At 67.8% G+C, this 19,447-nt stretch carries 22 protein-coding genes and 2 tRNA genes; 15 read left to right on the plus strand and 9 right to left on the minus strand.

From position 1 onward, the window contains the following. Positions 1-99: 99 nt before the first annotated feature. Positions 100-582, minus strand: coding sequence for a Dps family protein (locus BJ963_RS04190; RefSeq protein ID WP_020074922.1), 483 nt, complete (start codon positions 580-582; stop codon positions 100-102). 231 nt (positions 583-813) lie between these two features. Here BJ963_RS04190 and BJ963_RS04195 point away from each other — a divergent pair, with 231 nt between their 5' ends. From BJ963_RS04195 to BJ963_RS04210, 4 genes are all read left to right on the plus strand, one after another. After that, positions 814-2,214 (plus strand): sensor histidine kinase, encoded by a 1,401-nt coding sequence (locus BJ963_RS04195; protein ID WP_246297987.1) that lies wholly within the window; start codon positions 814-816, stop codon positions 2,212-2,214. 94 nt (positions 2,215-2,308) lie between these two features. Then, positions 2,309-2,974, plus strand: a complete 666-nt coding sequence (locus BJ963_RS04200; RefSeq protein ID WP_089916753.1) for a response regulator transcription factor — start codon at positions 2,309-2,311, stop codon at positions 2,972-2,974. A 16-nt stretch (positions 2,975-2,990) separates the two neighbouring features. Beyond that, positions 2,991-3,203, plus strand: coding sequence for an antitoxin (locus BJ963_RS04205; RefSeq protein ID WP_089911477.1), 213 nt, complete (start codon positions 2,991-2,993; stop codon positions 3,201-3,203). A gap of 35 nt (positions 3,204-3,238) precedes the next feature. After that, a complete protein-coding gene (locus BJ963_RS04210; RefSeq protein WP_179454845.1) occupies positions 3,239-3,607 on the plus strand; it encodes a cupin domain-containing protein in 369 nt (122 codons plus the stop codon). 1 nt (position 3,608) lies between these two features. On the opposite strand, the gene BJ963_RS04215 is transcribed toward BJ963_RS04210, so the two are convergent. Beyond that, positions 3,609-4,280, minus strand: coding sequence for a hypothetical protein (locus BJ963_RS04215; protein ID WP_179454847.1), 672 nt, complete (start codon positions 4,278-4,280; stop codon positions 3,609-3,611). 513 nt (positions 4,281-4,793) lie between these two features. Here BJ963_RS04215 and BJ963_RS04220 point away from each other — a divergent pair. Then, positions 4,794-4,958 (plus strand): hypothetical protein, encoded by a 165-nt coding sequence (locus BJ963_RS04220; RefSeq protein WP_179454849.1) that lies wholly within the window; start codon positions 4,794-4,796, stop codon positions 4,956-4,958. Here BJ963_RS04220 and BJ963_RS04225 read toward each other — a convergent pair. Together BJ963_RS04225 and BJ963_RS04230 are read right to left on the minus strand one after the other, a co-directional pair. Beyond that, positions 4,955-6,229 (minus strand): ATP-binding protein, encoded by a 1,275-nt coding sequence (locus BJ963_RS04225; RefSeq protein ID WP_179454851.1) that lies wholly within the window; start codon positions 6,227-6,229, stop codon positions 4,955-4,957. The genes BJ963_RS04220 and BJ963_RS04225 overlap by 4 nt on opposite strands. A gap of 53 nt (positions 6,230-6,282) precedes the next feature. Continuing rightward, positions 6,283-6,525, minus strand: coding sequence for a hypothetical protein (locus BJ963_RS04230; RefSeq protein ID WP_179454853.1), 243 nt, complete (start codon positions 6,523-6,525; stop codon positions 6,283-6,285). Positions 6,526-6,744: 219 nt separating this feature from the next. Between BJ963_RS04230 and BJ963_RS04235 the strand changes: the two genes are divergently transcribed. Then, positions 6,745-7,701 (plus strand): hypothetical protein, encoded by a 957-nt coding sequence (locus BJ963_RS04235; RefSeq protein ID WP_179454855.1) that lies wholly within the window; start codon positions 6,745-6,747, stop codon positions 7,699-7,701. Positions 7,702-7,776: 75 nt separating this feature from the next. On the opposite strand, the gene BJ963_RS04240 is transcribed toward BJ963_RS04235, so the two are convergent. Continuing rightward, positions 7,777-7,847: transfer RNA gene (locus tag BJ963_RS04240), tRNA-Gly, on the minus strand. A 123-nt stretch (positions 7,848-7,970) separates the two neighbouring features. On the opposite strand from BJ963_RS04240, the gene BJ963_RS04245 reads away from it, so the two are divergent. The 6 genes from BJ963_RS04245 to clpX all read left to right on the plus strand — a co-directional run bounded on the left by BJ963_RS04245 (position 7,971) and on the right by clpX (position 13,001). Then, positions 7,971-8,045 (plus strand) — tRNA-Pro (locus tag BJ963_RS04245). A gap of 60 nt (positions 8,046-8,105) precedes the next feature. Next, positions 8,106-9,515 (plus strand): trigger factor, encoded by a 1,410-nt coding sequence (gene tig / locus BJ963_RS04250; protein WP_179454857.1) that lies wholly within the window; start codon positions 8,106-8,108, stop codon positions 9,513-9,515. Positions 9,516-9,654: 139 nt separating this feature from the next. Beyond that, entirely contained in the window at positions 9,655-10,140 is a 486-nt protein-coding gene (locus tag BJ963_RS04255; RefSeq protein ID WP_179454859.1) for a tetratricopeptide repeat protein, read from the plus strand. Positions 10,141-10,253: 113 nt separating this feature from the next. Beyond that, entirely contained in the window at positions 10,254-10,847 is a 594-nt protein-coding gene (locus BJ963_RS04260) for an ATP-dependent Clp protease proteolytic subunit (protein WP_026307152.1), read from the plus strand. A gap of 31 nt (positions 10,848-10,878) precedes the next feature. Next, a complete protein-coding gene (locus BJ963_RS04265) occupies positions 10,879-11,547 on the plus strand; it encodes an ATP-dependent Clp protease proteolytic subunit (protein WP_018190794.1) in 669 nt (222 codons plus the stop codon). A gap of 179 nt (positions 11,548-11,726) precedes the next feature. Beyond that, positions 11,727-13,001, plus strand: coding sequence for an ATP-dependent Clp protease ATP-binding subunit ClpX (gene clpX, locus BJ963_RS04270; RefSeq protein WP_089911448.1), 1,275 nt, complete (start codon positions 11,727-11,729; stop codon positions 12,999-13,001). Here the strand turns inward: clpX and BJ963_RS04275 are convergent. Beyond that, the gene (locus BJ963_RS04275) at positions 12,958-14,259 is read right to left on the minus strand and encodes an ion channel protein (protein ID WP_179454861.1); all 1,302 of its coding nucleotides are present in this window, start codon (positions 14,257-14,259) and stop codon (positions 12,958-12,960) included. The two genes, clpX and BJ963_RS04275, sit on opposite strands and share 44 nt — an antisense overlap. Before the next feature lie 108 nt (positions 14,260-14,367). Continuing rightward, positions 14,368-16,407 (minus strand): M3 family metallopeptidase, encoded by a 2,040-nt coding sequence (locus BJ963_RS04280; protein ID WP_179454863.1) that lies wholly within the window; start codon positions 16,405-16,407, stop codon positions 14,368-14,370. A gap of 107 nt (positions 16,408-16,514) precedes the next feature. Between BJ963_RS04280 and BJ963_RS04285 the strand changes: the two genes are divergently transcribed. Genes BJ963_RS04285 through BJ963_RS04295 form a run of 3 tightly spaced genes read left to right on the plus strand, consistent with a single transcriptional unit; the run spans position 16,515 to position 18,630 of the window. Further along, on the plus strand, positions 16,515-17,183 hold the full coding sequence (locus tag BJ963_RS04285; protein ID WP_179454865.1) for a helix-turn-helix domain-containing protein: 669 nt from the start codon (positions 16,515-16,517) through the stop codon (positions 17,181-17,183). Continuing rightward, complete coding sequence (locus BJ963_RS04290) at positions 17,183-18,448, plus strand: MFS transporter (RefSeq protein WP_179454867.1); 1,266 nt, start codon at positions 17,183-17,185, stop codon at positions 18,446-18,448. The genes BJ963_RS04285 and BJ963_RS04290 overlap by 1 nt, the downstream gene beginning before the upstream one ends. After that, positions 18,445-18,630, plus strand: coding sequence for a hypothetical protein (locus BJ963_RS04295; protein ID WP_089911432.1), 186 nt, complete (start codon positions 18,445-18,447; stop codon positions 18,628-18,630). The genes BJ963_RS04290 and BJ963_RS04295 overlap by 4 nt, the downstream gene beginning before the upstream one ends. Positions 18,631-18,640: 10 nt before the next feature. Here the strand turns inward: BJ963_RS04295 and BJ963_RS04300 are convergent, their stop codons facing one another. Next, positions 18,641-18,913, minus strand: coding sequence for a hypothetical protein (locus BJ963_RS04300; RefSeq protein WP_179454869.1), 273 nt, complete (start codon positions 18,911-18,913; stop codon positions 18,641-18,643). Then, positions 18,913-19,386 carry a GNAT family N-acetyltransferase gene (locus tag BJ963_RS04305; protein ID WP_231947148.1) on the minus strand — a complete coding sequence of 158 codons (474 nt, stop codon included), beginning with the start codon at positions 19,384-19,386 and terminating at the stop codon, positions 18,913-18,915. Before BJ963_RS04305 ends, BJ963_RS04300 begins: the two co-directional genes overlap by 1 nt. Positions 19,387-19,447 lie beyond the last annotated feature (61 nt).

A 19,447-nucleotide genomic window follows, 5' to 3' on the forward strand; every position in this document is an offset into this window, starting at 1 on the left:
CGCCGCCATAACGGCGATGTGGCGCACATCTCGCAGGGATGAACGACGAAGGGGCCGCCCGCATCCGCGGACGGCCCCTCGCACCGGAAGCGGCGCGGTCTACTCGCTGATGTGCGCGAACAGGAACCAGCGGTCCTTGTCGAGCCCGCGGGCGATCTCGATCGCGACGTCCTGGCTGGTCTGGTCGAGCTCCGCCAGCTCGCGCACCGCGGTGTTCACACCGGCGAGGGCCGCGTCGAGCTGTGCGATGACCTCGGCGATGGTCTCGTTCGAGGGGCGGAACCCGGCGGTGAGCTCGCCGGTCGTGGTCTTGGCGGCGACGGTCCCGAGGCGGGCGTCGACCGGGAGGCCGAGAGCGACGATGCGCTCTGCGGCGAGGTCGGCCCACTCCTGGGCGTGGTCCACGATCGTGTCCAGCAGCTCGTGCACGCCGATGAAGTTGGCTCCGCGCACGTGCCAGTGGGCCTGCTTGCCGTTGACCACGATCGCGGTCAGGTCGATGACGACGGGGGTGAGGAACTGGGCGACCCCGGCGGCGACGTCCGGGTTCGAGACACTCTGGGTTGCGGCGATGTCCGTCATGGTTGGCGTCCTTTCTTCTGCCTGCCATAACGCTACTCAGGCCGCTGAATTCCGCAACGAAGCGAAGGCTCGGCTTAGTTAGCCTGCCCTGTCATCCGCCCGTCTCGGGTTAACCCCCGGACGGTTCCGGCGGCACTCGGGATGGGGCCGCGAGCCGCGGACGACGAGGCTCGAAGCAGGACATCGGAACCGCTCCGCCCGCCGGAAGCGGACCACGAAAGGACGCCAGTCATGACCACAGAGACGGACACCGGGCAGCCCGGGGCCGCCCGACCTTCTGCCACGCTGGATGCTGTGACACCATCCCAGCCCCACCCCGCCCGCTTGGGCTACGGCTCGCTCTGGCGCGGGGTGCCGCGCGAGCTCGGCTTCCTGCTGCTCACCATGCCGATCGCGATCGTCGGGCTGTCCGTGCTGATGTCGCTGTTCTGGACGGGCGTCGGCACCATCGTGATCTACGTCGGCTTCTTCATCATCGTCGCCGCCTTCTACACGGCCCGCGGCTTCGGCGTCGTCGAGCTGACGCGACTGGACTGGGCGGGCCGGCCGGCCATCCCGCGCCCGGTCTGGGAGAAGCCGGGCACCCCGCGCACGTTCCTCCGGGCCGTCTTCGGTCCGTTCGCGAACGGCCACTACTGGCTTTACCTGCTGCACGGCATGATCATCAACCCGATCGTCAGCATCTTCTCCTGGACGGTGACCATCGTCTGGGCGTCGGTCGCCCTGGGCGGCCTGACCGGCTGGATCTGGGAGCCGTTCATCCCGCAGGGGGACCGCAGCTTCTTCCTCTCGCAGACCGTGGTGGATGCGGTGTTCCGCACGACGTCGACCTTCGACCCGACCGTCGGCGACCGCATCCTGTACCTGATCGCCGGCGTCCTGTTTGCCGTGACCCTGCCGTTCGTGACGCGCGGCCTGACCTTGATGCACGAGGGCATCGCCCGCGGCGTGCTCGGGCGCTGGCCGTCGGAGGCGCTGCAACGCGAGGTCGCCGACCTGTCCGCATCGCGCGGTGCGGCCGTCGCGGCGGAGGATCAGGCCCTGCGCCGGCTGGAGCGCGACCTGCACGACGGTCCGCAGCAGCGCCTCATCCGGTTGCAGATGGACATCGCGGCCGCCGAGCGCAAGCTCGCCGACGACCCGGACGCCGCCGCGACGCTGCTCGCCGAGGCGCGCCAGCAGGCGGGCGACACCCTGGAGGAGCTGCGGGCCCTGTCGCGCGGCTTCGCCCCGCCCATCCTGCAGGACCGCGGCCTGGTCGCCGCTGCGGAGTCGCTCGCCGCGCGCAGCCCCATCCCGGTCACCGTGGAGTCGTCGCTGCAGCCGGGGGAGCGGTTCAGCCCGGAGATCGAGCGGAACGCCTACTACGTGCTGGCGGAACTGGCCGCGAACCTGGCCAAGCACTCCGGCGCGCAGGCCGGCCGGCTCTTCCTGGAGCGGGTGGTGGATGGGTCGGGCGCCGCCTGGCTGAGCGTCTGGCTGACCGACAACGGCCGCGGGGGAGCCTCCCTCGTCGACGGCCACGGCCTGCGCGGGCTGGAGGAGCGGGTGCGCGGTCTGCGCGGCGAGCTCGTGGTCGACAGCCCGGAGGGCGGTCCGACGCGGATCGGCGCGCGCATCCCGCTCGCCTGACCGCCCGCCCGTCCCCTGCTCGACACGACACGCCGTCCGGCCACCCGCCGCGACGGCGTGTCGTGTCAACCGGATGCGGCCCTAGGCTGGGGTGGTGCCGAGCGACCCCAGCCCCGTCCCGTTGCGCGTCGTCGTCGCGGACGACTCCGTCCTGCTGCGCGAGGGTCTCATCCGGCTGTTCGACGAGGCCGGCTTCGACACCGTCGGCGCGTTCGGCGACGCCGACACGCTGCTGGAGGCCGTGCCCGACCTGATGCCCGATGTCGCGGTGCTCGATGTGCGGATGCCGCCGACGTTCCGCGACGAGGGTGTGCGGGCCGCGCTGCGCATCCGCCGCGAACATCCGTCGATCGCCGTGCTGCTGCTGTCGCAGTACGTCGAGGGGACCTACGCGCAGGAGCTGCTGGCCGGCGGCGAAGGCGGAACCGGCTACCTGCTGAAGGACCGCATCGCCTCCCTCGACGAGCTGCGGGATGCGGTGACCCGTGTCGCCGCGGGCGGAACGGTGCTCGACCCGCAGGTGGTCCGCGAGCTGCTGACCCGCCGCACCGACCCGCTGGAGCGCCTGACCCCGCGCGAGCGGGAGGTGCTGGAGCTGATGGCCGAGGGCCGGACGAACGCCGCGATCGCCGCGCGCATGGTCGTCGGCGTCGGCGCGGTGGAGAAGAACGTCACCTCGATCTTCCAGAAGCTGGGCTTGGAGGACTCCGGCGACGACCACCGCCGGGTGCTGGCGGTACTGGCCTTCCTGCAGCGCTGAGGTGTTGGATGGCCGCATGGCTGGATTCGACGACATCACCAAGAAGGCGCAGGAGTTCCTGAACGACCCGAAGGTCAAGGACGCGCTCAGCTCCGAGCAGGCGGAGGACGTCAGCGACAAACTCCTCGACGGCGTCGCCGGCGCCGCGAAGAAGGTCACCGGCGGCAAGTTCGACGACAAGATCGACGGCGCGCGCGACGCCGCCGACAAGCACGTCGGCAACGAATAGCGGTCACGGCATACGCGGCCCGCGAGAATGGGCCGATGGCACAGGAACCCGTCACCCGCATCACCCTCGCCGACCACGACCTGGGGGCGACGATCGGCATCGGCCACGTCGAGGTGCGGCGGATCACGATCGCTCCCGGGGTGCAGCCGGGCGCGCACTGGCACAACGGACCGGTGTTCGGCGTCATCGAGCAGGGCTCCGTGTATGTCCAGATCGGCGAGGACGCGGAGCGGGTGCTCGGGCCGGGCGACACCTTCTACGAGCCGCCCCGCGCGACCATCACACGGTTTGACGCGACCAGCGAAGGCGTGACGTTCTTGGGATGGTTCCCGCTGCCGGGCGACGAGCGGCCCGAACTCACGATGGGACCTGCGGAGGGGCAGGAAGGTCGAGCGAGCGCGTGAATCAGTCGCTCGGCCGCAGCGGCCGGTAGATGCGGAACGCCTTGTTGTAGGTCCGCATGCCCCAGAGCAGTGAGATCACGACGACCGCAATGGCGACGATCCCGCCCAGCACGGCCGCGACGACGGGATGCGCGCCGAGCGCCCACGACGTCCCGCCGACGAGCAGGCCGACGACGATCGCCTCCACGATGGTGATGATCATCATGGAGCTGCCGAGCACCGGACTGGCCCCGCGCGGATAGAAGAAGTGGTACGTGACCCGCGCTCCGTCCTCGTCGTCGTGAGCAGAAGCCAGCAGGTACTGCTCGAGCCCGGGGTCGAGCTCCACGTACGCCGCCCGCAGCCGATTCATGGCCACCACGTACATGAGATCCTCACTGGCGGTGTTGAACGCCCGCACCTCGGTGACCAGCCCGAGCAGCGCGAGCGCGAGCAGTACCCCGAGCGCCGCCACCCCGAACCACCCGCGGAACCCACTCGCCTGCCCGATGAACCCGAGCGTCACCAGCCCGGCCGACACGAGCGTCAGGAAGATGGCGATCCGGGTCAGCACCTCGCTCTGCGTCGTACTCCGCGACGCCAGCAGCCCCCAGTGCTCGGTCGCGAGCAGTTGCGCCCGCAGGCTGCGCTGCGCATCCGTGAGCCCGTCGCCGGGCGGCGGTGGTGCCGTCATGGGGGCATTGTGGCGCTGGATGCGCGGGTGCGGCACCAGCGGATGTGACGGTGAGTGACACGGTGTGTGGAGGGGATGACGGGAATCGAGCCTGCGTAATCAGTTTGGAAGACCCTACAAAGGGCTGAACCGAGGTCAACCGAACTGAACCATCGCAGACCGCTCTGACCCGTCTTGCCCAGTGTTTTCCTGGGAAGGTTGCGAGTTCGGGCCCCGTTACTCAGCGCACGCAGGTGCGGCGCGGTTCGCGTCGGCGGTGCGCGGTGACGGGGTTTTCGGCTATCTGACGGGGATTGCCTGATCAGTTTCAATACGGGGTTGGGAGCAGCGCGATTGTCTCGGCTTACCGTTCGGACGTGGTGCCAACAATCGGTTCGCCTGTTTCGTCGACAACGATCAGCCGCGATGAGCTGGCCGCCGAGGTCGCGAGCTTACATGCGCCCGCTGCTGCGGGAACTGGGATTGCCGCCAAAGATGCGCTGGCACGACCTCCGCCACACCTAGGCGAGCCTCATGCTGGCCGCGGGCATCGCGCCGTACAAGCTCAGCCGGTGGATGAGACACGCCTCCCTCGTCACAACGGACACGGTCTACTCGCACCTGTACCCGAGCGACTACAGTGCGGAGATCGCCCAGTTCGAGGCGTTCGCGTCGGCGAGTCGCGCGGCGTACGTCTAACGCTTGCCTTGCGGGGCGGGCAGCTGCCAGGATCCGTACCTCAGATAGAACGAGAGGAATGGATCCAAAATGTGCAGTTCGTCGTTCTTGTAGTCCAACGCGGCGTCGCCCGCACCGCGAGCGTCCCGAGCGATATTTGCCATGTGCCCGAGTGAACTGGTTACTTGCTGAGACTGGGGGGCCTCAACGAAAAGTTCATCGATCTTGTGCGTAAGAGTCAGATAGGGAACCGTTCGCACAGGACCGAGCTTCGAAATCGAGTAGAGAATTGCCCCGTAGATATCGGTGACCCCACTCCTGTCTTTCAGGTGCCGTTCTGATCGCTCCTGACCGTGCGTTCGTGGACCTCTCGACAGCGCATCGAAAACACCGGGCACGATCCTGTCCGCGACTCGCTTGAAGAACGCGGGCCAGTCGTCTTCCACAGACAGTTCGGTGGGCTTCGGCAACGTAGCGAAGATGTCTCGTTCCAAGCAATAGTCAAGACATAGCTGCTGCATCAGAAAGGGGGCGCCCATGCTCACTTCAGACAGCTTCTGGCCGACGACTTCGTTCGGATCCGTCAGGTTGAGTAACGGAAAACCTGTCCGAGAAATCTCCAGCAGCTCGTCCTGCTCCCACGGCAGAATCGTGAGATTCCAAATCCGCCCATTCATATCCGGCTCTTGACGAACAGCTTCGAATGCTTCGTGCGGAACCGCGATCATGACGACGTGTGTTATCCGGATGAGCGCCTTGACGATGCGGGTAAGGTCGAGCTTCAAGGCTGCGTCCACGTAGTGGAAGTCATCGATCACAATGGGTACCGGCAAGTCCCGTAGCGCCTGTACTGCTACCTCTCCGGCATTCCTTGACCGCGTAGCGGTGTTTGTGTTTGTGGACGTGTACCCCCCGCCGACTTCCGCTCCGATGTGTCCGACCCCGGGAATGCCGAGCTGGCCTCTAATGGAGCCGGACCCGGTTCCCCCGGTCTGCTGTTGGGTGCCGATGATGTCATAAAGCCCATACCAGTCGATGATCTTGTCCCAGAAGTCCGCGACGGAGCGAAGATCGGTTCCGTTGATCCAGATTGTGGAATGGGCTGCAAGGTTATGCTCTAGAAGCACGGTCTTGCCCGACTTGGAAGGCCCCGACACTGTCAGGGCCTTGCCCTCGTCCTCTAGATATCGATTCAGCTCGGTCTCTTGTCGCCGAGCATCGCGGGGATTGTATGTATGTGCTGGGTAGCGCCCTGCAACAAACACTTCATTGGTACGCCTCGGCTCGACCATAACCAGATGCTAGGGCAACCAGACGGCCAAATGCGGGCGACACGATCGCTTGCTTACTTACCCCGGAAGCGCTCTGCGGCGGTCCATACGGGCGGCAGTTTTCGAAGCAGCCGAAGTGGGCGAACAAGATATTCGACTTTGGGCCTTCCTGTTACGTCATACCCGAGGAATCGCATGTCGACAATCACCCAACGGGTGCCGTTGATGACGCCTCGAACAATGTCTCCCACGCGACGTCCATGAACAGGGTCGGCCAGATTGCCCAGCCCGATCAGTTTCCGCAGAAGCTCGTTCATCTCTTCATCATCGCAGCCCGAGGAGACGGGGTCCTGACGGGATCAACTCCCGGAGCGGTTCGCTCAACGGGCCGCTTGGCCAGTGTTTACAACGGAGGGGATGACGGGAATCGAACCCGCGCACGCGAACTCGCTTATGCCCAGATCGCGGCGACATGCACAACAGTCCTCGACGTTTGCTAGAGCGTTGATGCTCGCTTGTGCTGTCAGGATGACGTCATGGAGATGTCCGAGGCTGAAGAACGCCGCATCCGCGACTATGTTAACTCGCAGTCCCCGGAGGGCGACCAGGCAGGGGTTATTCAAAGAGTTGGGTCGCGCCGCATCCTCGGGCGGGAACGCGACCTCTACGACGTCCACTGCGTGGAGTCGCGTTGGTGGGTGATAACCGACCCCACGAACCTCTACTCGCAAGACGACTTCCCGGAGTTGGAGCAGGCGCTCATCTTCCATATCGGGCTGCAGGTGTTCATGGCCGAGCGCGAGCGCACAGACATGGAAGAAGAGCGGCTCGAACATGTCAGCACGTCGTGGCGGAGGTTCCAACAGGCTGTGGACGCCATGAACACCGCAGGCGAGGCGGAGGACTACCAGGCTGTCGGCATCAAGTGCCGAGACTCGCTCATCGCCCTTGCGAAGACGCACGCCGATGCGGAGTGGATAGGTGACCTGAACGAGCGACCGAAGGCTGCGGACTTCAAGGGATGGGCGAACATCTTCGCCGACCGGCTCTCCGAAGGGCGGATGCGCGCCTATGTGAAGGCGCTGGTAGAGAAGACCTGGGACCTCGCGGTCTGGCTCCAGCACAACAGCAACGCCACCCCCGTTGATGCGGACATCGTGATTGAGGCGACAGGCCAAGTACTCAACGTCATGAGCAAGCTGATGCGCCAGCAGGAGGTAGGCCCGCCCGAGCGCTGCCCCAAGTGCGAGTCCTATCGCCTGGAGGAGGACATCGAGCAGGTCATGGAACCGGAACCGGGGTACTACGAGTCGATCGTTTGCGGCTCCTGTGGCTGGCGAACCGACCGAGAGTTCACGAGCCTGCGTGACCACTTCGAGGGAACGCGGGTGCTGGAGTATCTGACGACTCCGGCAGATGGCCCCTCCGACCGGCTGGGCCACGAGCGGCTGCCGCGCCTCGGCGGCGCGACGGGGACGAACGAGGACGCTTAGCCGACGCGGGTTCTCGCGGGGATTGTGGTTCGGGGCTCTCGGGGCCGTAGCCCGAGATCCCATACACGGACTGGGAGGGGATGACGGGAATCGAACCCGCGTAATCAGTTTGGAAGACTGAGGCTCTACCATTGAGCTACATCCCCGGCGCCGCAGGTGCGGCACGGTGGCCGCACGATTCTTCGCGGCGGCCGACGACCATCGTAGTACACGCGCGGGGGAGCACGCGTGCAGTAGACTTGCCCACGGTCTTTCGCACCGCTTCAAGCCGGGGCGTAGCTCAGCTTGGCTAGAGCGCCCGCTTTGGGAGCGGGAGGTCGCAGGTTCAAATCCTGTCGCCCCGACGAGGACCTCGTTCCTTGCGAGAAGACCATCGTTCGATCATTCAGGAGAACCCAGACATCGTGAAGACCACGGTCGAGAAGCTCAGCCCCACCCGCACCAAGCTCACCATCTCGGTGACGCCGGAGGAGCTGCAGCCTTCCATCAAGCACGCGTACGAGCACATCGCCGAGCAGGTGACCATCCCCGGTTTCCGCAAGGGCAAGGTGCCGCCGCCCATCATCGACCAGCGGGTCGGCAAGGCCGCCGTCCTGGAGCACGCGGTCAACGAGGGTCTCGACGGCTTCTACCGTCGCGCCGTGGAGGAGAACGACGTTCGTCCCCTCGGCCGCCCGGAGGCCGACATCACCGAGTGGCCGAACGAGAAGGACTTCTCGGGCGACCTGCTCCTCACCATCGAGGTGGACGTGCGCCCCGAGGTGAAGCTGCCCGACTTCGACGACATCACCATCACGGTCGACGCGGCCGAGGTGGGCGTGGATGACGTGGAGGAGGAGCTGGATCGGCTCCGCAGCCGCTTCGGCACCCTCGTCACGGTCGACCGTCCCGCCAAGACCGGTGACTTCGCGCAGATCGACCTGGTCGCCGTCATCGGCGGCGAAGAGGTCGACACCGCCGCGAACATCTCCTACGAGATCGGCTCGGGCGAGCTCATCGACGGCATCGACGAGGCCCTCGACACCCTCACCGCCGGCGAGACCACCACGTTCGAGGCGCCGCTCATGGGCGGTGACCACGAGGGTGAGAACGCGCAGATCACCGTCACGCTGAACGCCGTCAAGGAGCGCGAGCTTCCGGAGGCCGACGACGACTTCGCCCAGATCGCCAGCGAGTTCGACACCATCGGCGAGCTGCGTCAGAGCCTGCGCACGCAGGTCGAGCGCGCCAAGGTGTTCGGCCAGGGCACGGCCGCCCGCGACCAGCTGGTCGACAAGCTCCTCGAGCTGGTCGAGATCCCGGTCCCGGAGCAGCTGGTCGAGGACGAGGTCCACCGCCACCTGGAGCAGGAGAACCGCCTCGAGGACGACGTCCACCGCGCCGAGGTGAAGGAGTCCAGCGAGAAGACCTTCAAGACGCAGATCCTCCTCGACGAGGTCGCGCAGGAGAACGACGTCAAGGTCAGCCAGGACGAGCTCACCCAGTACCTCGTGCAGGGTGCCGCGCAGTACGGCATGGACCCGAACGAGTTCGTCAAGATCCTCAGCGAGAACGGCCAGATCCCGTCGATGGTCGGCGAGGTCGCCCGCAACAAGGCGCTCGCGATCATCCTCGGCAAGGTGAAGGTCGTCGACAGCAACGGCAAGCCGGTCGACCTGGCCGAGTTCACCGCGATCGCCGACGGCGACGACACCGACGCCGAGGCTCCGGGCGACGAGGCCCCCGCGGCTGAGGAGGCCCCCGCCGAGGAGGCCCCCGCCGCCGAGGAGAAGCCCAAGAAGCGCTCCACCAAGAAGAAGGCCGACGACAAGTAACCGTCTCGCCGTCACGAAGCCGGGTCCGCGCCCTCCAGCGCGGCCCGGCTTTCGTGCATCTGTGGGACGCGACACGCCGTTCTGGCACGATGGTGACGGCGTGTTGCGCCCCACAGACCGAACGGATGAAGGAGTGCGGATGGACGACTGGCGACAGCGGGTGGATGCGGTCTGGGCCGACGCGGACGACACGCGCGAACAGCAGACGCTCGACACGATCGACGCCCTCGTCGCGGAGCGCCCCGCCAACGACCCGGAGGCGCTGTTCGAGGCGGCCAGCGCCCGCGACTTCGCCGGCCGCGAGGTCGACGCGGAGCCGTTCTACCGCGCAGCGCTCGCTCACGGCCTCGCCGAGCCGTACCGGGGGCAGGCGATCGTGCAGCTGGCGAGCACCCTCCGCAACCTCGATCGTCCGGCTGAGGCGCTCGGCCTGCTGCGCGACTTCCTCGGCGCAGAGCCCGAGCATCCCCTCGCCGACGCCGCCCGCGCGTTCGCCGCGCTCTGCCTCTTCGACGACGGGATGCCGGCCGACGCGCTCCGCGAAGCGCTCGGCGCCCTCGCCCCGCACCTGCCGCGGTACAGCCGCTCGGTGACCGCCTACGCGGCCGCGCTCGACGACGACTGACCACCGCATCCGACCCCGGCCGCCCGGCTCTCTCTGCCGAGGGCGAACAGCGCCGAATTGCGCCCGGCCCTCCGATAGATTCGACACCAAGCGACAAAGGAAACGGAGCGAACATGGCCGATATGGGTATCCAGCCCAGTGTTTTCGACAGACTTCTCAAGGACCGGATCATCTGGCTCGGTTCGGAGGTCCGGGACGAGAACGCGAACGAGATCGCCGCGAAGCTGCTGCTCCTGGCCGCGGAGGACCCCAAGCGGGACATCTACCTCTACATCAACTCCCCGGGTGGCTCGATCACCGCGGGCATGGCCATCTACGACACGATGCAGTTCGTCCCGAACGACATCGTCACGGTCGGCATCGGAATGGCCGCGTCGATGGGGCAGCTGCTCCTCACCGCGGGCACCAAGGGCAAGCGCTACATCACCCCGAACGCACGCGTTCTTCTGCACCAGCCGCACGGCGGGTTCGGCGGAACGGCGAGCGACATCCAGACCCAGGCTCAGCTCATCATCGACATGAAGAACCGCCTCGCCCAGATCACCGCTGAGGCGACCGGCAAGTCGGTCGAGCAGATCAACGCCGACGGCGACCGCGACCGCTGGTTCACCGCTCAGGAGGCGCTGGAGTACGGCTTCGTCGACCACATCCGGGAGTCGGCCCTCGACGTCTCGGGCGGCGGCGGAACCGAGCCGGAGTCCAAGTAGCAGGCCGCTGAATAGGAATAGGACAAATTCGATGAACACCCCCATGCTCGGCGGTCAGGCCTTCAGCGGCGTTCAGGCGCCCGGCGCCCGCTACATCCTCCCCAGCTTCGAGGAGCGCACGGCGTACGGCTACAAGCGTCAGGACCCGTACGCGAAGCTCTTCGAGGACCGCATCATCTTCCTCGGCGTGCAGGTGGACGACGCGTCCGCCGACGACATCATGGCCCAGCTCCTCGTGCTGGAGAGCCAGGACCCGGACCGCGACATCGTCATGTACATCAACTCGCCCGGTGGCTCGTTCACCGCGATGACGGCGATCTACGACACGATGCAGTACATCCGTCCGCAGATCCAGACCGTCGTGCTCGGCCAGGCCGCATCGGCCGCCGCCGTGCTGACGGCCGCCGGCACCCCCGGCAAGCGTCTGGCGCTGCCGAACGCCCGCATCCTCATCCACCAGCCCGCCGTCGGCGAGGCCGGACAGGGGCAGGCGTCCGACATCGAGATCCAGGCCAACGAGATCATGCGGATGCGCACCTGGCTGGAGGAGACGCTCTCGAAGCACTCCAACCGCTCGGTGGAGCAGGTCAACAAGGACATCGACCGCGACAAGATCCTGTCGGCGGCCGAGGCCCTCGAGTACGGCCTGATCGACCAGGTGCTCACCAGCCGCAAGTCGCTTCCGGCGCTGGTCAAGTAAGCCGCGACACCCGCAACGGGGTGGCCGTCCTCACGGGCGGCCACCCCGTTCGTGCGTCCGGCGGGAGTCATCTGCTGTGAGCAGAACCGCCGCGTGAACGAAAACGGCCGGGCTGCGCATCATTGTCGTCCGCACGGGTTAGGCTCGTCTGAACAGACCCGAAGAAGGAGGGGAGAGGGATGGCACGCATCGGGGAAAGCGCCGATCTGCTCAAGTGTTCCTTCTGTGGCAAGAGCCAGAAGCAGGTCCAGCAGCTCATCGCTGGTCCTGGCGTGTACATCTGCGACGAGTGCGTCGAGCTCTGCAACGAGATCATCGAGGAGCGACTCGCCGAGGCGGGTGAGGAGGCATCGAGCGAGTTCGACCTTCCGAAGCCCAAGGAGATCTTCGGGTTCCTGGAGGAGTACGTCATCGGCCAGGAGCAGGCCAAGCGCGCTCTGGCCGTCGCGGTGTACAACCACTACAAGCGCGTCCGCGCCCGGCAGAGCCTCACGGCCGCCGACACGATGGACGACGTCGAGATCGCGAAGTCGAACATCCTGCTGATCGGCCCGACCGGCTGCGGCAAGACGTACCTCGCGCAGACGCTGGCCCGGCGCCTCAACGTGCCGTTCGCGGTCGCCGACGCGACCGCCCTCACCGAGGCCGGCTACGTCGGAGAAGACGTCGAGAACATCCTCCTCAAGCTCATCCAGGCCGCCGACTACGACGTCAAGCGGGCCGAGACGGGCATCATCTACATCGACGAGGTCGACAAGATCGCCCGCAAGGCCGAGAACCCGTCGATCACGCGCGACGTCTCCGGCGAGGGCGTGCAGCAGGCGCTGCTGAAGATCCTCGAGGGCACGGTCGCGTCGGTCCCGCCGCAGGGCGGTCGCAAGCACCCGCACCAGGAGTTCATCCAGATCGACACGACGAACGTGCTGTTCATCGTGGCGGGCGCGTTCGCCGGGCTGGAGGAGATCATCTCCTCGCGTGCGGGCAAGAAGGGCATCGGCTTCGGCGCCCCGCTGCACTCCAAGGGCGACGACATCAACCTCTTCAGCGAGGTGCTGCCGGAAGACCTGCACAAGTTCGGTCTCATCCCCGAGTTCATCGGCCGGCTCCCGGTCGTCACGACGGTGACGCCGCTCGACCAGGATGCGCTGATGCAGATCCTCACCGAGCCGAAGAACGCGCTCGTGCGGCAGTACCAGCGCATGTTCGAGCTCGACGGTGTTCAGCTGGAGTTCGATCACGCCGCTCTCGAGGCGATCGCCGATCTCGCGGTGCTCCGCAAGACCGGTGCCCGTGGCCTCCGCGCCATCATGGAGGAGGTGCTCGGCCCGATCATGTTCGAGGTGCCGTCCAGCTCCGAAGTGGCCCGTGTGGTCGTGACGAAGGAGGCGGTGCTCGAGAACGCGGCGCCGACTATCGTCCCGCACCGCCCGCGGCGGGAGGAGAAGTCGGCGTAACCGCCGGCTCCCGGATCAGCATCTCCGGCGCCTTCGTCACCATCAGCCAGGTCGGAAGCACGACCAGGCACAGGATCGGCAGGATCAGCAGGTTCTGTGTGACGGCGACGCCGATGAAGATGGCGATCCAGCCGTCGCGCGCGATGGCCAGGGTCAACCCGAACACGCCGGCAGCGACGGCGATCTGCACGGGCACACCCGGAACCAGCGCGTTCGCGAGCGTGCCGACGGCCGCGCCGATGAACACGGCCGGGAAGATGCGGCCGCCGCGGAATCCGGAACCCGCGGCCACGAGCAGGGCGGCGAGCTTGACCACGAGGATGAGCACCAGCTGACCCGCCGTGTAGTCGGCCCGTGAGGTGACCAGCTCGCTCATCTGTGTCAGCCCTTTGAACAGGGTGATCGGTCCGCCCAGAGCGCCGAGGCCGCCCAGAACGGCGCCGCCCAGCACCGTGATCAGCAGGGGGTGCCGGAGGGCGTGGAAGCCGCGGTGGACCAGCGGAAACAGGTACACGCCGACCAGGCCGATCGCGGTGGCGATGACCCCGATGACCAGCGCGGCGAGCACATCCCACCCGGTGACCGTCGTGTAGGCGGGCATCGGGATCGCGAAGTGCGGATGCGCCAGGAACGTCATCGTCAGCGACCCGGCCGCCGCCGAGACGAGCGGCAGGAACAGCTTGTCCCAGAGCGCGCCCCCGCCCTTCACCGCTGCGACCATCCCGGTGAAGACCAGTGCGGCCGCCACAGGCGTACCGAACAGGGCGCCGATGGTGCCGGAGGCGGCCATCATCATGACGATGCGCGTCGGGACGGCCTTCCAGACGCGCGCGACGAGCGCGACCATCAGGCTCGTGTTGATTGCGATGATCGGATTCTCGGGCCCCAGGCTGACGCCGCCCGCCAGCCCCAGCACGGCGGCGAGGGCGAGCGAGGGCACGACGGCGGGGCGAAGCGGCGGCGCCACCAGCTCGGTGGTGGCCGAGTCCGGCCCGGCGTGACCCGGGACGAGCCACACCGTCAGTCCGACCGCCGCTCCCGTGACGGTGAGGACGGCGAAGATCCACCAGCCGGAGGACGGGTCGATGCCGAGAGCCTGCGGCAGACCCGTCCACACGCCGTCCTCGATGAGACCGGCCAGTTCCTCGATCGCCCACAGGGCGAGCGCGCTGACCACCCCGACCACCACAGCCGGGATGCTGAGCAGCACCAGCTGCCGCACCGAAGGCGCCGTGAGCTCCGGCTCCGTCGTCGTCATCGTCGCCCCTCCTGAATGCACTCAGGCGCTGAGTGCGCTCAGCGCCTGAGAGCACTCAGCGCGCGAATGCGCTCAGCGTAGAGGGTGGCCGACGAGGCGGGCTAGGGCTCAGTTGTCGAGGCCGCGGCGCTTCAGCAGCGGCTCGATCTCGGCGTCGCGGCCCCGGAAGTCGCGGTACGCCTCCAGCGGGTCCTTCGAACCGCCGACGCCGAGGAGCCGCGAACGGAACCGGTCGCCGTTCTCCCGCTTCAGTCCGCCGTTCTCGCGGAACCACTCCACGGTGTCGGCGTCCAGGACCTCGCTCCAGATGTAGGAGTAGTACCCGGCGTCGTAGCCGCCCGAGAAGGTGTGCGCGAAGTACGTGCTGGCGTAGCGCGGCGGGACGGCCGGGTTGTCCAGTCCGACGTCCGCGAGCGCCTGCGCCTCGAAGGCCGCGACGTCCTCGACCGCGTCGTCCGCGGTGATCCGGTGCCACGCCTGGTCGAGCAGGGCGGCCGCGAGGTACTCGCTGGTGGCGAAACCCTCGTTGAACGACTCGGACGCGTGCAGCTTGTCGACGAGCTCCTGCGGCATGCGCTCACCCGTCCGGTGGTGGACGGCGTAGTTCTCGAGCACCTCGGGCCACAGCATCCACATCTCGTTGACCTGGCTCGGGAACTCGACGAAGTCGCGGAACACGTTCGTGCCGGCGAACCGGGGATAGGCCACTCGCGCGAACAGGCCGTGCAGCGCATGCCCGAACTCGTGGAAGAGGGTGTTCGTCTCGTCGTACGTGAGCAGGGTCGGCTCGCCCGCGGCGGGCTTCGGCACGTTGAGGTTGTTGACCACGACGGTCGGCGTGTCGAGGAGGGCGGACTGCGAGATGAGCGGGTTCATCCAGGCGCCGCCGCGCTTCGAGTCGCGCGTGTACAGGTCGAGGATGTACAGGCCGAGCTCCGAGCCGTCCTCGTTGCGGGCCTCGAAGACGCGGGCGTCGGGGTGGTAGGCCACGAGATCGGGCCGCTCGGTGAAGGTGATGCCGTAGAGACGGTTCGCCGCGTAGAAGACGCCGTCGCGCAGCACGCGCTCTGCCTCGAAGTACGGGCGCATCGCGGCGAAGTCGACGTCGAACTTCTCCGCGCGCACCTTGCCGGTGAGGTGGGCCCAGTCCCAGGCCTCCACGGTCTCGTCGTCGCCGAGCTGACGCTGCAGGTCCGCCTGCTCGGCGCGGGCGTTGCGCGCCGCCGCCGGGGCGAGGCGGCCGAGCATGTCGGCGACGGCCTCCGGCGTGCGCGCGGTCTGGTCGGCCGTGACGTACGCGGCGTGGGTGTCGAAGCCGAGCAGGCGCGCCCGCTCGGCACGCAGACGGGTGATCTCGAGCACCAGGTCGCGGTTGTCGTTGTCGCCTCCACGGATGCCGCGGGCGCGGGAGGCGGCCATGATCCGCTCACGGCTCTCGCGCCGGGTGAGGTCGGCGAGCCACGGGTGCCCGGTGGGGAGGACCAGCGTGACGACGTATTTGCCGTCGAGTCCGCGTTCGGCGGCGGCCTGGGCGGCAGCGGACAGCTCGCCTTCACCGAGGCCGTCGAGCTCCTCGGCGCTGTCGAACACGACCGCGAGCTCGTTGGTGTCGGCGAGGAGGTTCTTCTCGAACCGTGTGGTCAGGGTCGACAGCCGCTGGTTGTACTCGCGCAGCCGCTCCTTGTCGGCGTCGTCGAGACCGGCGCCCGCCAGGGTGAACTCGGTGTAATAGCGCTCGACGAGGTAGCGCGACTCCGGGTCGAGACCCAGCTCGTCGAGCCGAGCGTGGAGGGATGCGATGCGCGCGTACAGCTCCGGGTTCAGGCGGATCGCATCCTGGTGGGCCGCCAGCCGCGGCGCCATCTCCTCCTCCAGGGCGTTCGTGAAGTCCGTGCTGTCGCTGGAGCTCTTGTTGAAGAACACCTCGGCGACACGCTGGAGGGTCTGGCCGGAGCGCTCGAGCGGCAGCATCGTGTTCTCGAAGGTGGCGGGCTCGCCGGCCGCGACGATCGCGTCGATCTCGGCCAGCTGCTCCTCGAAGCCGCGCTCGAAGGCCGGCCGGTAGTGCTCGTCGCGGATGTCGGCGAACGGGGGCAGCTGGTAGGGGAGGGTGCTGGGGGAGAAGAAGGGATTCGCGGTGTCGGCCATAGGCCCAGCCTAGACAACCGGTGGTGCCGCTTGCAAAGGAATCATTGCAAAGGTCCAATTGCAAAGAAGTAGTTGCAAAGAAGTCTTTGCACTCGTATCCTGGTCCCATGACCAACCAGGAACAGCCCGAGCAGACCGACCAGTCCGGGCAGAGCGAGCAGCCGGCCGGCGTCGCCGGGGGAGCCTCCCGCTACGAGGAGGCCCTGGGCATGGCGGCGCTGCGGGCCCTGGCGCATCCACTCCGCGTCGAGCTCATGAACGAGCTGTCCGACTTCGGCCCGGCCACGGCGAGCATGCTGGCCGAGCGCCTGGGGGAGTCGAGCGGCGCGACTAGCTACCACCTCCGGCAGCTGGCGAAGCACGACATCATCGTCGAGGACACCGAGCGGGGCTCCGGCCGGGAGCGCTGGTGGCGCATGGCGCCCGGCGGCGTCACGATCGGCTCCGCCGAGACGCTGGCCACGCCGGCCGGCCGGGAGGCCAGCGAGCTGATCTCGCTCGGCTGGCAGCAGAACAACGAGCGTCGCCTGGCGTCCTTCCTCCGTCGTGGTCTCGACACCTTCGGGTTCGACTGGATGGAGTCCAGCACCCTGTCGACCTCGCACCAGGAGCTCACCCGCGAGCAGCTCGCCGAGTTCGGCCGCGAGTACTACGCCCTGCAGGAGCGCCTCAAAGAGAAGTGGAAGGCCGAGACCCCGGAGGGGGAGGCCGCCGACCGCAAGCGCGTCCAGATCCAGTTCAACGCCTTCCCGCTCGTGGAGCAGGAGGACCGCTGATGTCCGCTCCCGTAACGCGCACGCCGCTCGGCGCGGGCTTCGGCCGGCTGTGGACGGCGGCGATCGCCAGCAACCTGGCCGACGGCCTGGGTCGCACGGCCGTCCCGCTGATCGCGACGACACTGACCCGCGACCCCGCGCTGATCGCCGGGGTGAGCGCCGTGACGTTCCTGCCGTGGCTGCTGTTCGGCATCCCGGCCGGCATGCTCTTGGACCGGGTCGACCGCCGCGTCGCCATGGCGGTGGCCAACTCGCTGCGCTTCGCGGTGGCCGCCGTGCTCGCGATCCTCATCACCACGGACGCCCTGACGATCTGGCTGCTCTACGCCTGCGTGCTGGCGTTCGGGCTCGGCGAGACCGTGTTCGACAACGCGACCTCGACCGTCGTCCCCGCGCTCGTCTCGCGGGATCAGCTGGACCGCGCGAACGGGCGGATGCAGTCGGCCGAGATCACCATCCAGAACTTCATCGCCACGCCGATCGCCGGCTTCCTGTTCGCCGTGGCGATCGTGCTGCCAGTCTGGCTGACCGGCGCCGGGTTCCTTGTCGCGGGGATGCTGGCGCTCAGCATCCCGGCCGCCGCCGCCCACGCCGCGCACCAGGGCGAGCCGGGCGAGCACGGGACGACCGAGCCGCGCCCGACGCTCTCCGCGGTCGTCGGGTTCCTCTGGCAACAGCGCTTCCTGCGGTGGATGATCCTGCTCACCTCGACGACCGCGTCCGCGCTGGCGTTCGCGCAGGGCAGCGTCGTGCTCCTGCTGCTGCAGACCTTCTCGGTTCCCGCGGCGCTGATCGGCGTCGTCACCGCGGCCGTCGGCGTCGGGGCGCTCGTCGGAGCCCTCGTCTCGAGCCGTTTCGTCGAGCGGTTCGGCCGCGGCCGTGTCATGTTCTGGGCGATCCTCGTCAGCGGCGTCGGCATCCTCGGCGTCGGGGTCACGGCGAACGTCTTCATCGCCATCGGCGCGTACGCGATCGGCGCCTTCGGCGTCGCGGTCTGGAACGTGCCGTGGGGCGCGCTCCGTCAGGCGATCATCCCGAACGCCATGCTCGGTCGCGCGCTCGGAATCGTCCGCACCCTCGGCTGGGGGCTCACACCCATCGCCACCGTCCTGGGCGGCTTCGTCGCCCGTATCGACCTCCGGCTGCCGTTCGTCATCGGCGGTGGGCTGGTGGTCGTCCTGACGCTCGTCGCGTCACGTCTGATCCTGTCGGCGTCCGTGCAGACGCCGGCCCACGAACCCGTCCCGGAAGGACAACCGTCATGACCGCCGTCCTGGTCACCACGTACCGCCCGTTCACCCACCGCGTCGCCCTGCGGGTAGGCCGCGCCCTCACCGCGTGGGGTGCTCGTCCACTGCCGCACGGCCTCGGCCACGCCGACCGGGTGGAGCGCATCGAGCGCACCCGCGACACCGCGGCGCTCACGCTGCCGCAGCTGCCGCGCTGACGCCTCGGCGCTACGCTTCGTCCGCGTCGTAGTCCGACGTGTCGGCCTCGATCGTCTGCGTGATCGTGGCCGAGTCCTCCTGGGGGTTGTACCGGATCTCGGTGCCGTCGTCGAGCGTGACGACCGGCTTGGCCTCCAGCCAAGTGAGGGTCCAGCTCCAGCCCGTCGTCTCCACATCGGTGGCGACGAGCTCCTCCTCGACGGTCTGCACGGCGTACGCGACGACCTCGGGGAGGGAGGCGGGAGTCTGCTCGCCGACCGCCCAGCGCGTCCCGAGCTGCATCAGGCGTTCCCCGCCTGTGCGCGGGCGGCCGCCAGGTCGATCTCGTACGTCACCCATGACGTGCGGCTCGCGACCTGGTCGTACAGCTTCTGCGCGTCGGTGTTGTCCTGCGCGGTGATCCACTGCACCACACCGAGCCCGCGCTCCTCGGCGAGGGAGCGGGCGGTCTGGATGAGCGCGCCGCCGACACCCTTGCCGCGCTCCTCCTCGACGACGAACAGGTCGTCCAGGAACAGTCCGCGGTCGCCTTCGAGCGGGCGCGCGAACTCGCGCACGTGGGCGAGCCCGACGATGCGGTCGCCGTCGACGGCGACGTAGCCGTCCTCCTCGTGGTCGTCATCGGTGAGCCAGGACCACAGGACCAGGGCCTTCTGGTCCGTCAACTGGGTGTCGTAGAACTCGGCGTACTTCGCGTACACATCGAGCCAGGCGAAGAAATCGCCGTCCTTGACCGGTCGAACCTCGATCGACATGGATTCCTCCGTTCGCGTTTCGCGCCCGGCTGTGAGTCCGGTGCGTGCTCCGACCATATAA

The organism is Leifsonia soli, from assembly GCF_013408745.1.
Taxonomy (GTDB): Bacteria; Actinomycetota; Actinomycetes; order Actinomycetales; family Microbacteriaceae; genus Leifsonia; species Leifsonia soli.